This is a genomic window from Knoellia sp. p5-6-4 (assembly GCF_029222705.1).
Lineage (GTDB): Bacteria > Actinomycetota > Actinomycetes > Actinomycetales > Dermatophilaceae > Pedococcus_A.
Window position 1 is genome coordinate 1,073,921 of the sequence record NZ_JARGZF010000001.1, and the last position, 16,269, is coordinate 1,090,189.

Below are 16,269 nucleotides of genomic sequence, written 5' to 3' on the forward strand. Positions count from 1 at the left end.
CCGCGTGGAGCCGGGCGCAGGCCCGCCCCACGCCGGCCGTAGAGTGGCCCCGAGTGTGTCGTGCCCCCCAAGGAGTCCTGCCCATGGCCGAGTTCGCCTACGAAGACCTGCTGCCGATCGGTCCCGACCAGACCGACTACCGCCTCCTGACGACCGAGGGTGTGCGCACGGTGGAGGGTCCCGGCGGCCGCACGTTCCTCGAGGTCTCGCCGGAGGCGCTGCACACCCTGACGGCCGAGGCCATGCACGACATCGCGCACTACCTGCGCCCGGCCCACCTCGCGCAGCTGCGCCGGATCATCGACGACCCCGAGGCCTCGAACAACGACAAGTTCGTCGCCCTCGACCTGCTGAGGAACGCCAACATCGCCGCCGGCGGCGTGCTGCCGATGTGCCAGGACACCGGCACCGCCATCGTCATGGGCAAGCGCGGCCAGCACGTGCTGACGGCGGGCACCGACGAGGCGGCCGTCGCGCAGGGCGTTTACGACGCCTACACCAAGCTCAACCTGCGCTACTCCCAGATGGCCCCGGTGACGACCTGGGAGGAGAGGAACACCGGCTCCAACCTCCCGGCCCAGATCGAGCTCTACGCCGACACCGCCCCCGGCCACGAGAACACCTACAAGTTCCTCTTCATGGCCAAGGGCGGCGGCAGCGCCAACAAGTCGTTCCTCTACCAGGAGACCAAGGCGGTCCTGAACCCTGAGCGGATGATCGCCTTCCTCGACGAGAAGCTGCGCTCCCTCGGCACCGCCGCCTGCCCTCCCTACCACCTCGCCATCGTCATCGGCGGCACCAGCGCCGAGTTCGCCCTCAAGACTGCCAAGTACGCCTCGGCGAAATACCTCGACGAGCTGCCCACCACCGGCTCCGCCGAGACCGGCCGCGGGTTCCGTGACACCGAGCTCGAGGAGCGGGTGCTCGAGCTGACCCGCAACTTCGGCATCGGGGCCCAGTTCGGCGGCAAGTACTTCTGCCACGACGTCCGCGTGGTGCGCCTCCCGCGCCACGGCGCCTCGCTCCCGGTGGCCATTGCCGTCTCCTGCTCCGCCGACCGCCAGGTGCTCGGCAAGATCACCCCGGACGGCATCTTTCTCGAGCAGCTCGAGCGCGACCCCGTCCGGTTCCTGCCCGAGACCACCGAGGAGCACCTCGAGGTCACTGAGGGCGAGGCCGTCTCCGACGACGTGGTGCGCATCGACCTGAACCGGCCGATGGACCAGATCCGGGCCGAGCTGTCGAAGTACCCCGTCAAGACGCGGCTTTCGCTGACCGGCCCCCTGGTGGTCGCGCGCGACATCGCGCACGCCAAGATCAAGGAGCGCCTCGACGCCGGCGAGGAGATGCCGCAGTACCTCAAGGACCACGCGGTCTACTACGCCGGGCCGGCCAAGACCCCCGAGGGCTACGCCAGCGGCTCCTTCGGCCCGACCACCGCCGGTCGCATGGACAGCTACGTCGACCAGTTCCAGGCCGCCGGGGGCTCGATGGTCATGCTGGCCAAGGGCAACCGCTCGAGGCAGGTCACCGACGCGTGCCAGGCGCACGGCGGCTTCTACCTCGGCTCGATCGGCGGCCCGGCAGCCCGGCTCGCGCAGGACTGCATCAAGTCCGTCGAGGTCATCGAGTACCCCGAGCTCGGCATGGAGGCCGTCTGGAAGATCGAGGTCGAGGACTTCCCCGCCTTCATCGTTGTCGACGACAAGGGCAACGACTTCTTCGCCGAGACCGCCACACCGATGGCGATGAGCATCAGCAGGCGCCCGGGCCTGCTCTGAGGGAGGACGACATGGACACGACAGCCTTCGACGACCTGCTCGAGGCCAACCGCGACTTCGCCAAGACGTTCGCGCTGAGCGGCTTCGACGGCATCGCCCATGCCGGCGTCGCCATCGTCACCTGCATGGACTCGCGGATCGACCCGCTCGGCATGGTGGGGCTCAAGCCCGGTGACGCGAAGATCTTCCGCAACCCCGGCGGCCGCGTCACCCCGCAGGCGCTGGAGGCGCTCGTGCTCGGGGCGCACCTGCTCGGCGTCAGGCGCATCCTGGTGGTCCCCCACACCCGGTGTGCCATGGCGACGCACACCGAGGACCAGCTGCACGCCGCAGTGGGCGAGTCTGCGGGACAGGACGCCTCGTGGCAGCCCTTCGGCGTGGTGGACGACCAGCGCGAGGCGCTCCGGCAGGACCTCGCGAAGGTGCGCTCCCACCCGCTGGTGCCCGACTCGGTCGCCGTCGGCGGGTTCCTCTACGACGTCGACACCGGCCTGCTCGAGCCCGTCGGCTGACCACCCGCGACATCCGGTCTCGCGGTCCTAGGCTGGCGCCCATGGGCCAGATCGACCGCAGGTTCCCCGCCGGCTTCCTGTGGGGCGCCGCCACCGCCGGCTACCAGATCGAGGGCGCCGTGGCCGAGGACGGCCGCCTGCCCTCCATCTGGGACACCTTCTCCCACACACCGGGACGCGTGCTGAACGGCGACACCGGCGACGTGGCCTGCGACCACTACCACCGGGTCGACGAGGACGTCGCCCTCATGGCCGACCTCGGGCTGCAGGCCTACCGCTTCTCCATCGCCTGGCCGCGCGTGCTTCCCACGGGCACCGGCGCGGTCAACCGGGCCGGACTCGACTTCTACTCCCGCCTGGTCGACCGCCTGCTCGAACGGGGCATCCGTCCGTTCGCCACGCTCTACCACTGGGACCTGCCCCACGCGCTCGACGACCGGGGCGGCTGGCTCAACCGCGACAGCGCCGCCTGGTTCGCCGACTACGCCGGCACCGTGGTGGCGCACCTCGGCGACCGCGTCAAGAACTGGACGACGCTCAACGAGCCCTGGTGCTCCTCCGTGCTGAGCTACAGCATCGGGGAGCACGCCCCCGGCCACCATGACGTCGCCGAGTCGCTCGTCGCCGCCCACCACCTGCTGCTCGCCCACGGAGCCGCCGTCCCGGTGATCCGGGAGAGCTGCGAGGGCGCCGCGGTCTCGATCACGCTGAACCTCACCGACATCCGCACGCCGGACGCCAGCCCGCAGAACCTGGCCGCCGCACGCCGGGCCGACAACGCCCACAACGCGATGTTCCTCGAACCGGTCCTGGAGGGCCGCCACCCGGCCGGCTTCCTCGAGGACACCGCGTCCGTCACCGACCACGGCCACATCCATGACGACGACCTCGAGGTCATCAGCGCCCCGCTCGACAACCTCGGGGTCAACTACTACACGACCACCCGCGTGCGAGCCCGGCTGGGCGATCCGGTCCCCTCGCCGCTGCCCGGCTGCGACACCGTGGAAGTCCTGCCGGCCCAGCCCCCGGTCACCGACATGGGCTGGGAGGTCGACCCCACGGGTCTGCGGAACCTGCTCGTGAGGATCGCCGAGCAGCACCGGAACATCCCCGTCCTCATCACCGAGAACGGCTCCGCGTGGCCCGACGTGGTGTCCGACGACGGCGCCGTCCACGACGGCGACCGCACGGCATACCTGCACGCGCACCTCGACGCCGTGGCCGAGGCGGTCGCCGCCGGCGCCGACGTCCGCGGCTACTTCGCCTGGTCACTGATGGACAACTTCGAGTGGGCGTTCGGCTACAGCAAGCGGTTCGGCCTCGTGCACGTCGACTACACGTCGCAGAAACGCACCATCAAGGACTCCGCTCGCGCCTACTCTGAGGTGATCTCCACCACCCACCGATGAGGGACAGGCATGGACGACGTGCAGCACTGGCTCGCGCTCGCTGCGGACGTCCTCGGCGAGCCCGAGCCGCACACCGCTGAGCTGCTGCTGGCCGAGGGCCTGCGCACGTGGGGCCGCGCCTACCTGACCGTGCGCACCGTCACCAAGCCGGGGGTGCACCCGGACGAGGTGGCGCTCTACCCGCCGACCCCCTGGCAGCGCACCGACACGTGGGAGTTTGCCGTGGAGTCCACTGCCCTGCAGCACCCCCTGTACGCCTACAACGCCAGCACCCAGACCTCACGCCCGGCCACCATGGCCGGCGTCGTGGCCCGGGGCTGGGAGCTCACCGACCCGGTCGCCGCCCTGATGGAGCAGCTCGGTTTCACCGAGCACCAGATGACGATCCCGCTGGCCCCGAACCCGCACGGCGCACGGGATGCCTATGCCCTCGTCAGCGAGGATGCCTACCTCGACGAGGACGTGGATCGGGCGGCGTCGGTCCAGTCGCTCATCGCCGGGCTGGACGCGCACGTCCAGCTGCTGCGGGCGGCCCGTGCCGCGGGCGCGGCAGCGCCCGACCCGACCGCGGTGCCGCTCACCCCCCGGGAGCGCATCGTGCTCGAGCTCATCGCACGCGGCCACACCGTGGACGGCATTGCGACCCGGCTGGCGATCTCACCCCGCACGGTCCACAAGCACCAGGAGCACCTCTACCGCAAGCTGGGCGCCGTGGACCGCCTCTCAGCCGTCCTCAGCGCCCAGCGACGAGGCCTGATCAGGTCCCCCGACCGCGGACCAGACCCTGTTCCCCTGCCTCCGTAGCAAGGCTCTCCGGTCCGGGCACGGCCCGCCATACGCAGCAGTGCGTACGACGCTCCGTCCTAGTCGAGCGAGAGCCGGTTGCGCACGACCTCCACGAGGCGCTCCGCGACGGCCTCCGCGCGCTCGGTGTCCGCGGCTTCCACCATCACGCGCACCACGGGCTCGGTGCCGGACTTGCGCAGCAGGACTCGACCGGTACCGGCCAGCGCGGCCTCCTCGGCCTTGACCGCCATCTGCAGCTCCTCGTCGGACTCGACGCGCGACTTGTCGACCCCCTTGACGTTGACCAGCACCTGCGGCAGCCGGGTCATCACGCCGGCCAGGTCGGCCAGGGTGCGCCCGGTCTGCACGACCCGAGCCGCCAACATCAGGCCGGTGAGGACCCCGTCACCGGTGGTGCCGTGGTCGAGGAAGATCACGTGCCCCGACTGCTCGCCGCCCAGGGACAGCGAGGCGCGGCGCATCTCCTCGAGCACGTAGCGGTCGCCCACCGCGGTCTGCACGACGGTGACGCCCTCGCGCTCCATGGCCTGCAGGAGGCCCAGGTTGCTCATCACGGTGGTGGCGAGGGTGTCCTTGGCGAGGCAGCCGCGGTCCTTCAGGTCCAGCGCGAGGATCGCCATGATCTGGTCGCCGTCGACCTCCGTGCCGTCGGCGTCGACCGCGAGGCAGCGGTCGGCGTCGCCGTCGTGGGCGATGCCGAGGTCGGCGCCCCGGGCCACGACTGCCTCCTTGAGGTGCTCGAGGTGGGTCGAGCCGTAACCGTCGTTGATGTTGAGGCCGTCGGGTTCGGTGCCGATCTCGTAGACCGTGGCACCGGCGAGGCGGAACACCTCCGGCGAGACCTGGCTGGCGGCGCCATGGGCGCCGTCGATGACCACGGTGAGGCCGTCGAGGCGGTTGGGCAGCACGGTCAGCAGGTGGCTGATGTAGCGGGTGTGGCCGTCGCGCATCTGATGGATGCGACCCACGTGGGCCCCGGTCGGCCGCACCCACTCCTGGTCGAGGCGTGCAGCGATCTCGTCCTCAACCTCGTCGGGCAGCTTGTGCCCACCCTCGGCGAAGAACTTGATGCCGTTGTCGGGCATCGCGTTGTGGGAGGCAGACAGCATGACGCCGAAGTCGGCGTGGGTGTCGGCGGTCAGGTAGGCGACGGCCGGCGTCGGCAGCACGCCGGCGTCGTAGACGTCGACACCCGCGGAGGCCAGACCCGCCACCACGGCGGCGGACAGGAACTCACCGGACGCACGCGGGTCCCGCCCCACGACGGCCTTGGGGCGGCGGCCCTGGGCGAGCGAGGCGTCGCCGAGGACGTGGGCTGCCGCAACCGAGAGGCTGAGGGCGAGCTCGGGGGTGATGTCGACGTTCGCGAGGCCGCGGACGCCGTCGGTCCCGAAGAGTCGTGCCATGTCAGATGTGCCTTTCGAGTTCACGCGAGGGCAGGCCGGCCGTCTGGTGCGGCGACGGGCCGAACCTACCCCGAACAACGCCGATGGCGGCACCCGAGAACCCGGGTGCCGCCATGGGCAGCGCGCAGATCCTCCGGGATCAGCGCTTGGAGTACTGCGGGGCCTTGCGGGCCTTCTTGAGACCAGCCTTCTTGCGCTCCGGGACGCGGGCGTCACGGGTCAGGAAGCCGGCCTTCTTCAGCGTCGGACGGTTCAGCTCCTCGTCCACGCCGTTCAGCGAGCGAGCCACGCCGAGGCGGACGGCACCGGCCTGGCCGGAGGGGCCACCGCCGTGCACGCGCACGAGCACGTCGTAGGCGCCGTCGAGCTCGAGCACCTTGAGCGGCTCGTTGACCAGCTGCTGGTGGACCTTGTTCGGGAAGTAGTCCTCGAGCGAGCGCCCGTTGATCTTCCACTCGCCGGTGCCGGGGACGATGCGCACGCGGGCGATGGCCTGCTTGCGGCGGCCGGTGGCGGCACCGGGCGCCGAGGCGCTCGGGCGGCGGGCCGGCTCGCCCGAGACCTGGGTCTCGGACTCGGAGGTGTACTCGGTCAGCTCGACCTCATCGCCCTCGAGGGCGTCAGTGTTCACGGAGTCAGTCACTGGGGATCCTTACTGGGAGACCTGGGAGATCTCGAACGGGACGGGCTTCTGGGCAGAGTGCGGGTGCTCGGCACCGGAGTAGACCTTGAGCTTGGTCAGCTGCTGACGGCCCAGGGTGTTCTTCGGGAGCATTCCGCGGACGGCCTTCTCGACAGCCTTGGCGGGGTTCTTGGCCAGCAGCTCCTGGTAGGACTGGGCCTTCAGGCCGCCCGGGAAGCCGGAGTGGCGGTAGGCCTTCTTCTGCTCGAGCTTCGCGCCGGTGAGGGCGACCTTGTCAGCGTTGATGATGATGACGAAGTCGCCGCCGTCGACGTGCGGGGCGAAGGTGGGCTTGTGCTTGCCGCGCAGCAGGATGGCGGTCTGGCTCGCGAGGCGGCCCAGCACGACGTCCGTCGCGTCGATCACGTGCCAGGTGCGAGTGACCTCGCCCGGCTTCGGGGTGTAGGTGCGCAAGTGTCTGACCTTACGTTTCGGTGGTTCGTTCACTGGTTCACAAGGATGTGTATGCCGCGTGCTCCCGAGGGGGCCGGTGCCGCCCTGGAGGGCGCGCGACACAACAGTGATCAAGTCTACGGGCGGCCGACTCCAGACCCAAATCACCCGCTCCGGCCCCTGAAACGGCCCCTGACCTGCGGTTTCTCGCGAGCACACTCTGTTTGCACAACTCTTGTGCAAACAGAGTGTGCATAGGTATTGTGCACGCATGAGCACGACACCTCCCCTCGACGGCCCCGGCGGCTACACCGGGATGCGCCTGGACACCACCGCACTCAAGGTGCTGGCCCACCCGCTCCGGTCCCGGCTGCTGAGCACCCTGCGCCGCGGTGGACCGGCAACCGCCACCGCACTGGCCACGGCCCTGGGCACCAACTCGGGGGCGACCTCCTACCACCTGCGCAAGCTGGAGTCGGTCGGGCTGGTCACCGACACCGGCGAGGGAGAGGGCAAGCGCCGGCTCTGGCGCGCCTCGACCGACAGCCACCAGTTCGAGCCGAGCGACTTCGCCGGTGACGAGGACGCCGAGACCGCCCTCAACTGGCTGGTCCGCGACTACACGCGGCACTTCGCCGAGCAGTTCGAGCGCTGGCTCGACGTCGAGGCGGCGTGGCCGGCGCAGTGGCGCGACGCGGCCGGCATGAGCGACAGCTACGTCATCGCCACCCCGGAGCAGGTCGAGGAGCTCAAGGCCGAGGTCGACGCGCTCATCGCCCGCTACCGCCGCGTGGGACAGGGCAACCCGAGGGCCCGGCGGCTGGCCGTCTACAGCGTCCTCTACCCCCTCGACCTCGACAGCGCGCCCCAGCCGAAGGAGCAGTCATGAGCCCGAGCCACGCTCCCCTGTCGGCACCCGCCGCACGCCGGGTCTTCCTCCTGCTCAACGCGACGCGCTGGTTCCCCGTCGGCCTGGTCATCGGCGTGCTGACGCTGGTGGCACTGCAGCGCGGCATGAGCATCGCCCAGGTGGGCGTCATCCTGTCCGCGCAGGGATTCGTGGTCCTGGCCCTCGAACTGCCGACCGGTGGCTTCGCCGACGCGCTGGGGCGCCGGCCGGTGATGCTGGCCTCCGCCGTGGTCAGCCTGGTGTCGCTGGGGCTGTTCCTCGCGGCCGACAGCTTCTGGGTGTTCGTCCTCGCCTGGGCCCTGCAGGGCGTCTTCCGCGCCCTGGACTCCGGCCCACTGGAAGCCTGGTACGTCGACACCGCCCACGCCGACGACCCCACCGTGCCCGTGGAGCGGGCGCTCTCCGCGGCCGGCATGATGATCGGGCTCGCCATCGCCGTGGGCGCCCTGATCTCCGGCGGGCTCATCGTCTGGCACCCCATCACGTCCATCACGGCCATCGAGCTGCCGGTCTACGTCGCCCTGGGGCTCGGCGTGGTGCACCTGCTGGCCATCGCGCTGTTCATGCGCGAGCCCCGCACCCACGTCGACGCCACCGGCTTCCGCCGCGCCATCAGCTCGGCGAGGCAGGCCCCGCGCACCATCGCCAGCGGCCTACGGCTGCTGGGCACCTCGCGAGTCCTGCTCGCCCTCGTGCTGGTCGAGGTCTTCTGGGCCATCGGGATGATCGCCTTCGAGACCTTCAACCCCATCCGCCTCTCCGAGCTCGTCGGCGGCGAGGACCGCGCCGGCGCCCTGATGGGGCCCGTCTCCTCGGCGGCCTGGGGCCTCTTCGCGGCAGGCTCCGCGGCAGCCGGGCTGGTGAGCCGGCGGCTCGGTGTGGGCTGGACCGCCCTCGCCGCCAGGGTCCTGCAGGGGGTCTTCATCGTCGTCATGGGCCTGGTGGGTGGGCCTGCCGGACTCATCACGGCGTTCCTCATCACCTACACGCTCCACGGCTTCGCTGGGCCGGTGCACAACACGCTGCTGCACCGGGAGGCCGCGCCGACGAACCGCACCACCGTGCTGTCGATGAACTCCATGGTCGCCGGCGGGGCCTACAGCCTCGGGCTGCTGGTCCTCGGCCCGCTGGCCGAGCACACCTCGACGGCCCACGCGATCGTCGCGTGCGGTGCGTTCAGCATCATCGGCGCGGTGCTCTACCTCCCGGCCATCCGGCACGAGCGGGCGAGCGAGCCCGCCGCCGAGCCTGAGGCGGTCGTGGCCTAGCTCACCCGATCGCCTCCACCGACCGCCCCCGGTGGCGGCGACGGACGTCCTCCCCGTCGCCGCCACCGGGGGCACACTGTGACCCATGAGCTACCCACCGCCGATCTACCCCGGGGACGCCGGCGAGGCCAGCGCCTGGCTGCGGCCGGCGTGGGAGGCGCCCGACCTGCAGAGCCGCAGCACGGAGGTGCACTACCTCGCGACCGGCGCGACGACCGGCGGTCTCTTCGGCCTCTACCGCTACGAGATGTCCGCGGCTCGCAGCGGCCCCGACCCGCACTTCCACAAGACGATGGCCGAGTCCTTCTACATCCTGCGCGGGACGCTCCGCCTCCACGACGGCACGGGCTGGCGCGACCTCGAGGTGGGCGACTTCGCGCACGTGCCGCCCGGCGGCATCCACGGCTTCCGCAACGAGTCGGGCGAGCCTGTCTCGATGCTCCTGCACTTCGCGCCCGGGGCGCCGCGCGAGTCCTACTTCGAGGCGGTGGCCGAGGTGGCCCGCGGCGAGCGCACCCTCAGCCCCGAGGAGTGGGCCGAGCTCTACCGCCGACACGACCAGTACATGGTGTGACGCCGGTGCGCGCCTTCCTCCTCGGAGTCCTCTCGGGCGTCGTGGCCGTCGTGCTCGGGCTCGCCGCCCTCGTCCTCGTCGCCGGTGACCCCGGCACCGCCGCCCCGCCACCCCCGCCCGGCGTCTCGGCCACGCCGCTGCCCTCGCCGCCCGGTGACCTGCGCCGAGGCGAGACGTGGCTGCAGACCGTCGCGCTCGACAGCTCGGTCGCCATCACTGCCGACGGCGGGTTCCGCGACGTGCGCGCCACCGGCCGCGACGTGCGCATGACCTCCGCGGGCCTGCGCGCCGGGACACTACGCATCGAGGCCACCCTGCCGTTCGACGCCGCCGCTCGACAGATCGGTTCGGGGGTGCAGCTGTATGCCGCCGGCGGAGGGAGGGCGGGCATCCGACGGAACGCGACCCTGCTGGGCCGCGATGTGCCGGTCCGCGCGACCGGCACCGTGCGGGCCGTCGGTGGCCGGCTCGTCATCGAGCCGGAGACGGTCGACCTCGGCGGCCCCGACCTGCTCGACGCCGCGCTGTCGGCCGCCGCGCGCCGGCTCGTCACGATCCACCACACCGTCCAGGGCCTGCCTGCCGGGATGCGGCTCACCCACGTCACGGTGACGGAGGCCGGCTTCCGGGCCACCCTCGACGGCAGCGACGTCGCGCTCACGGGCTGACGCCCGCCCGCACCGGTCCCCCGACGCCGAGCCCCCTGCGCCGACTGCCAGCTGGTCGAGTCAGCGCTGGACGAACACCGCCACGGTGCGCGGGGGCACGCTGGCCGAACCGGTCGCGGCATCCCAGGTCGCGGTCTTCACCACGGCGTCGGAGCCCTGCGCCTGCACCGGTGACAGCGCCAGACCCGCGCCGGCCAGGCAGGGCACCTTCTGGGTCACGGCCTCGTCGGAGGCGTTGAACACCACCACGAGGCCCTTCAGCGACGGGTCGACGTCGGCACCGCGGGTGTCGTCGATGCGCATCGCGATGACGCCCTCGCGCGCGTCGGCCGTGCCGCTCGCCGGGAAGGACACCTTGGCGTTGATCGCCTCCGCAGTACCGAGCCGGAACAGCGGGGTGGAGAACCGCAGCCGCAGCAGGTCCTGGGCCTGGGCCGTCGCCGCCTTCACGTCGGAGGCGGCCGGCTTCAGCGCCGGGTCGCCGAGCAGCGGCTTCATGTACGACCACTTGTCCCTGTTGTCGCCGGCCGGCGGCAGGCCGTGGCCGAAGCCGTTGTCCTTGCCGGTCCAGTCGAGGGTGTTGAACCAGTCGCCGCTGTCGTAGCTGTTGCGGTCCAGCGACTTCGAGCGCAGCAGGTCGGCGCCCGCGTGCCAGAACGACGGCGTCTGCGACAGCGCCGTGGTCGCGAGCGACAGGGAGTTCATCCGCACCCGGTCTGCCATCGCCGTGCCCTGGGGCAGCTTGAACGCCAGGCTGTCGAACAGCGTCTCGTTGTCGTGGGCGTCGACATAGGTGACGACCTCGTCGGGCTGGTCGGCGTACCCCGCGGGCGCGTCGCCGTACTTCAGCTGGTCACCGCGCCGGACCTCCCCGAACTCGTTGCTGCGGAAGGAGAACGAGCGCAGGTTGCCAGCTAGGCCGAGCTGCACGAGGTCAGTGTCGTGCTTCAGCGAGACCGCCGCGTTCCCGTTGACGGGAGCCCCGTTGGGGGCCGTGGCCTCGCCGCTGCCGAAGCCCTGCTTGCGCGGGTCCTCGTCGAACGGCCCGCCCCCGCGCACGGCGTCTCGCAGCCGGTCGGAGAAGGAGCCGATCCCCGTGCCACCGAGCTGGCCCTGGGTCGCCTGGGTGAAGCGGGCGTTGCCCGCCACCTCGCCGAAGTTCCAGCCCTCGCCGTAGAGGTAGACCGCCTTACCGTCGACGCCGTCCCTGGTCGGCGTCAGCGTGTCGAGGGCGGCCCGGACGGCGAGCATGTTCTCTCGGGAGTGGTGGCCCATGAGGTCGAAGCGGAAGCCGTCGACCTTGTAGTCGCGGGCCCACAGCACGACCGAGTCGACCATCAGCTTCTGCGCCATCTGGTGCTCGGTCGCGATGTTCTGGCAGCAGGTCGAGGTCTCCACGGCGCCGGTCGCGTTCAGCCGGTGGTAGTAACCGGGGACGACCTTGTCGAGCACCGACTTCGCGTCCTGGCCGGAGGCTGCGGTGTGGTTGAACACCTGGTCGAGAACGACGCGCAGGCCGTCGCGGTGCAGCCCGCCGACCATGGTGCGGAACTCGGCCACCCGCTCGCCACCGTCGGCCTTGGCGGCCGTCGACGCGTAGGAGCCCTCGGGTGCGTTGAAGTGCCACGGGTCGTACCCCCAGTTGAACGCGTCCTTGCCGCGCACTGCGTTGACACAGGCCTGCTGCTGGTCGCTGTCGGGCGCGTAGGACTCCAGATCGCACTCAGGCGTCGCCTGCTGGGCCGGGTCCTCCTCGATCGAGGCGATGTCGAAGGTCGGGAGCAGGTGCACGGTGTTGAGGCCGGCGTCGGCGAGCGCCTTGAGGTGCTTGGTGCCGTCGCCCTCCTCTGCGAACGCCAGGTAGGACCCGCGGTTCTCGGCACTCACCGTCTTGTCGCCGACGGAGAAGTCGCGCACGTGCAGCTCGTAGATCGTGGAGTCCACGTCCTGCGCCAGCTTCGGCGACGGCGTGGTGCGCCACAGCTCGGGCTGGAAGGCCCGGTCGCGCAGGTCCACTGCCACCGAGCGCGTCGAGTTCAGCGTCAGCGCAACGGAGTACGGGTCGGTGACGAGGTTGGTCTCGACCTTCCCGGTGCTCGGCGCGAACACCGTGACCTCGTAGAGGTACCGCGCGTTCCGCTCGCCCGCCTGGGCCGTCCACGAGCCGTCACCGGCGCGCTCCATCCGCGTGCGCGTGGCCTCCGCGACCGGCGCGTCCGCCGCCGCACCCGCCGGCCAGGTCAGCAGCGACACCTGCTGAGCCGTGGGGGCCCAGAGCCGGTATGCCGGCGAGCCTCCACCGAAGGTGGCGCCGTAGACCCGCGTGCTGGCCTTTCCGGCATACAGGCTGTCGAGGACGTAGGCCGTCTGCACGCCGGTGGCGTCGAGCAGCGCGCCGTTGTTGTCGTGCATCGCAACGGCGACCTGCCCGCGCAGGATGTGGTCGGCCTGGCGAGCGACCTTCTCCGACAGGCGAAGGGCGAGGTAACCCTTCAGCTCGGGGTGCGAGGTGGCGACGTCAGCAGGCAGCCCGGCCGGGTCGTAGGTGAGATCGGCCACGGAGCCGCCGGTCACCGCCTCGGCGTCCACGGCGAGACCGCCGTCGGCCGACCAGTGCAGGCGCCAGTCGAGCAGCGCGGGGTTGGCCCCGGCGGGCACGCCGTTCGCCGGCCACGCGAGCAGGCCCGGATCCACCCAGAACGCCTTGGCCTTCTTCAGGTCCGGAGCCGCACCCGGCTTCGAGACCTTGGTGCTGATCTGGTGGGTGCCGAGCTCGTAGGACAGGGTGACGACCACGCCGTCGGAGGGCACCGACAGCGAGACGTTCGAGCCGCCGGCCGCGCCGCCGTCGCCGTAGTTCTCGTTCCAGCTCAGACCGTGCGCGATCTTGAACTCGTAGGAGCCGGCAGGGATCTTGTCGCTGGACCAGGTGTAGGTGCCGTCGCCGTCCGGGTCCTGCATCCACGGGCGCATGCAGTCCGGGCTCCAGTCACCGGGGCAGCCGAGCTCGCTCTGGAACGAGCCGGGCGCGGTGATGATCGGGCCCTGGGCGTCGGAGGTCACCCAGTGCGTCGCGTGGTCGTAGTAGAACGTGACCGGGCCGGCGGGGGCGGTGTACTCGATGTTGCCGCTGCCCGGCTGCGCACCGACGCCGTAGTTCTCGTCCCAGCTCTTGTTGACCGCCGCCTTGTAGGCGTACGGACCGGCCGGGAGGGTGTGGGTGCCCTTCCAGATCTGGTCCTTGGCGTCCAAGGTCAACTGCGCCTGGGCACAGGCAGGGTCCCAGTCGCCGCCACAGCCCATCTCGGAGTTGTGGTCTCCGGGCACGCTGACGGCCGCAGGCTGGACCACCGGGCCGACGCCCCCGCCGTCACCACCGCTTCCGCCCTTGGCCGGGTCGCCGACGATGCCGTAGGAGGAGGTGGCCGAGACGTTGCCGCTGCTGTCCTTCACCAGGGCGCGGTACTCGAGCAGCGTGCCCTTGGCGAGGCCCGACACGTCGTGGAAGACGCGGTAGGGCGCGCTGTCGTCGGTGCCGACCGCCTTCCACTCCGTGGTCCCCACGGGGCGGTGGAGGAACGTGGTCTGCGCGAAGGTGTTCTCGGTGATGGCGGCGCCGATCTCCGCGCGGCCGCCCACCACCTCACCGGGCTGGGGCGAGGTGAGGTGTGCCGTCGGCGCCGCGTCGCGCTTGGCGAACCGGGCGGTGGCCTTGAACACCTGCACCGACAGGCCGGGCACGCTCACCGTGACGCGGCCGTCCTTGCCGGCCTTCACGTCCTCGCTCGCGCCGTGGACCGGCTCGAAGGGCCGCTGCGCGCTGAAGGTCGCGAACGTCGCGGACTTCTCGGTCGCTGCGTTGTTGGCGACGACGAGGTACTCGGTGCCGGCGGCACGGTCGATGCGGGAGAAGGCGTAGATGCCGGCGCCGTCGCTGGCGTAGCGGTGCACCTGCGCGCCGTCGGTCAGCGCGGGGTGGGCCGCACGCACCTTGGCCAGCTCCGAGATCTGCTGGTACAGAGGGCTGTTCGTGTCGTACCGGTCACGCGAACCGGACGACCCGCCGAGCACCGGCTCCGCGGCATACTGCTCCGTCTTCGTCGCGAACATGTCCTGGCGGGCGTCCTTGTCGCCGCCGGCGCCCATGAAGCCCTGCTCGTCGCCGTAGTAGACGACCGGCTGCCCGCGGGTGAGGAACATGAGGCTGTTGGCGAGCTGGGTGCGCTTCATCAGCTCGTCGCCGCTCGCGGACTTGCCGAGCATCATGGCGACCCGGCCCATGTCGTGGTTGCCGAGGAAGGTCGGCGTCTCGTAGACGTTGGAGTCGGCGTCGGTGTACCAGTCGTCACTGGCGAAGAAGTCCCGCAGCTTCGTGGTGGCCGAGCCCTTGGCGAAGTCGACGGCGCTGGCCTGGAAGCCGAAGTCCAGGGTGGCGGGCAGCTTCCCGGTCGTCGTGTACTGGCTCATGAACTCTGCGCGCGAGTCGTAGACCTCTCCGAACATGAAGAAGTCGTCGTTGCCGACCGCCTTGGCGTGGTTCATCACATCGGGGCTGAACTTCTTCCAGAAGTCCATGTCGACGTGCTTGACCGTGTCGATGCGGAAGCCGTCGATGCCGAGGTCGACCCACGCCTTGTAGATCTCGCCCATGCCCTTGACGACCTCGGGCCGCTCCGTGAAGAGGTCGTCGAGGCCGACGAAGTCGCCGTACTCGCTGGACTCGCCGGCGAAGGTCGAGTCACCGCGGTTGTGGTACATCGTGGGGTCGTTGAGCCAGGAGGGGGTCTTGGCGGTGCGGTCGGCCGCGTTGGGGAACACCGGCCTGTAGGGCGCGAACGTGTCGGCGTCCAACGGCGGGAAGGTGTCGGTGCCGGCGTAGTCGCGGTCGTCGAAGGCCTTCCCGCTGGCGTCCTGGTAGGCGCGCGCCTCCTTGGAGACGTAGGAGTACTTCCCTCCCTCGTAGGCGATGACGTCGGCGGTGTGGTTGGTGATGATGTCGAAGAAGACCTTCATGCCCTTGCCGTGCGCCGCGTCGATGAGGGCCTTCATGTCCTCGTTGCTGCCGAGGTGGGGGTCGATCTGCGTGAAGTCGGTGATCCAGTAGCCGTGGTAGCCGGCGCTGGCGTTCGGCCCCTCCCCCTGCACGGGACGGTTCTTGAACGACGGCGTCAGCCAGATCGCCGTGGTGCCGAGGCCCTTGATGTAGTCGAGCTTCTGCGTCACGCCCTTGAGGTCGCCGCCGTGGTAGAAGCCCTTGTCGGTCGGGTCGAACCCGGTCTCGAGCCGACCACCGACGAGGCCGCCGTTGTCGTTGCCGGTGTCGCCGTTGGCGAACCGGTCGGCCATGAGGAAGTAGAACCGCTCCTTGGTCAGCGGCGTCCGCAACGAGTCACCTGCGAGCGCGGTGTCGGTCTTGGTCGCCGGCCCCGACAGCTCGACCGGGGCGATGCCGATCCGGTGGGTCAGGTCGTCATAGGAGAGCTCGAGCTTCGCCGGCCCCTCGAGCACGAGGGGGATGTTGGCGCCGCCCTTCGCCCCGTCCTTGCCGTAGTTCTCGTCCCAGGAGCCGTTGATGGCCACCTTGAGCTCGTACTTCCCGGCGGGGACGTCGAAGACCTTCCGGTATGCCGTGGAGCCCGCGTCGCGCACGAGCTGGGTCGCCTCGCAGTCGGGCTGCCAGTCGCCGGGGCAGCCGAGCTCGTCCTGCAGGGAGCCGACGATGGTGGCGGTGCGCTCGGCGGCGCCGGCCGGGCCGGCCGTGAGCGGGACCGTGAGGCCCGAGGCGATGACGGCCAGGCCTGTGGCGAGCGCGACGAGGGCGGGGCGGCGGAGGGCCACGGACAGCTCCCTTGCTGTGTA

12 protein-coding genes are annotated in these 16,269 nt (G+C 70.9%); 8 read left to right on the forward strand and 4 right to left on the reverse strand.

The window, feature by feature from the left end:
- Positions 1-83: 83 nt before the first annotated feature.
- Genes P2F65_RS05140 through P2F65_RS05155 form a run of 4 tightly spaced genes read left to right on the forward strand, consistent with a single transcriptional unit; the run spans position 84 to position 4,506 of the window.
- Positions 84-1,781, forward strand: a complete 1,698-nt coding sequence (locus P2F65_RS05140) for a fumarate hydratase (RefSeq protein WP_275804807.1) — start codon at positions 84-86, stop codon at positions 1,779-1,781.
- A gap of 11 nt (positions 1,782-1,792) precedes the next feature.
- Positions 1,793-2,293, forward strand: coding sequence for a carbonic anhydrase (locus P2F65_RS05145; RefSeq protein ID WP_275804809.1), 501 nt, complete (start codon positions 1,793-1,795; stop codon positions 2,291-2,293).
- A 41-nt stretch (positions 2,294-2,334) separates the two neighbouring features.
- A complete protein-coding gene (locus P2F65_RS05150; protein ID WP_275804811.1) occupies positions 2,335-3,702 on the forward strand; it encodes a GH1 family beta-glucosidase in 1,368 nt (455 codons plus the stop codon).
- A 9-nt stretch (positions 3,703-3,711) separates the two neighbouring features.
- Positions 3,712-4,506, forward strand: coding sequence for a LuxR C-terminal-related transcriptional regulator (locus P2F65_RS05155; protein ID WP_275804813.1), 795 nt, complete (start codon positions 3,712-3,714; stop codon positions 4,504-4,506).
- A 59-nt stretch (positions 4,507-4,565) separates the two neighbouring features.
- Here P2F65_RS05155 and glmM read toward each other — a convergent pair whose 3' ends face one another.
- The 3 genes from glmM to rplM form a co-directional block, all read right to left on the reverse strand.
- A complete protein-coding gene (glmM, locus tag P2F65_RS05160; RefSeq protein WP_275804815.1) occupies positions 4,566-5,915 on the reverse strand; it encodes a phosphoglucosamine mutase in 1,350 nt (449 codons plus the stop codon).
- A gap of 139 nt (positions 5,916-6,054) precedes the next feature.
- Entirely contained in the window at positions 6,055-6,558 is a 504-nt protein-coding gene (gene rpsI, locus P2F65_RS05165) for a 30S ribosomal protein S9 (protein WP_275804816.1), read from the reverse strand.
- A 9-nt stretch (positions 6,559-6,567) separates the two neighbouring features.
- Complete coding sequence (gene rplM, locus P2F65_RS05170; protein WP_275804818.1) at positions 6,568-7,011, reverse strand: 50S ribosomal protein L13; 444 nt, start codon at positions 7,009-7,011, stop codon at positions 6,568-6,570.
- Between the two features lie 250 nt (positions 7,012-7,261).
- Between rplM and P2F65_RS05175 the strand changes: the two genes are divergently transcribed.
- The 4 genes from P2F65_RS05175 (at position 7,262) to P2F65_RS05190 (ending at position 10,410) form a co-directional block, all read left to right on the forward strand.
- Complete coding sequence (locus P2F65_RS05175) at positions 7,262-7,879, forward strand: helix-turn-helix domain-containing protein (protein ID WP_275804820.1); 618 nt, start codon at positions 7,262-7,264, stop codon at positions 7,877-7,879.
- Positions 7,876-9,168, forward strand: coding sequence for an MFS transporter (locus P2F65_RS05180; RefSeq protein ID WP_275804822.1), 1,293 nt, complete (start codon positions 7,876-7,878; stop codon positions 9,166-9,168). Before P2F65_RS05175 ends, P2F65_RS05180 begins: the two co-directional genes overlap by 4 nt.
- An 85-nt stretch (positions 9,169-9,253) precedes the next feature.
- Complete coding sequence (locus P2F65_RS05185; RefSeq protein WP_275804824.1) at positions 9,254-9,742, forward strand: cupin domain-containing protein; 489 nt, start codon at positions 9,254-9,256, stop codon at positions 9,740-9,742.
- Entirely contained in the window at positions 9,739-10,410 is a 672-nt protein-coding gene (locus tag P2F65_RS05190) for an LmeA family phospholipid-binding protein (RefSeq protein ID WP_275804826.1), read from the forward strand. The genes P2F65_RS05185 and P2F65_RS05190 overlap by 4 nt, the downstream gene beginning before the upstream one ends.
- Before the next feature lie 60 nt (positions 10,411-10,470).
- On the opposite strand, the gene pulA is transcribed toward P2F65_RS05190, so the two are convergent.
- A complete protein-coding gene (pulA, locus tag P2F65_RS05195; protein WP_275804828.1) occupies positions 10,471-16,248 on the reverse strand; it encodes a pullulanase-type alpha-1,6-glucosidase in 5,778 nt (1,925 codons plus the stop codon).
- Positions 16,249-16,269 lie beyond the last annotated feature (21 nt).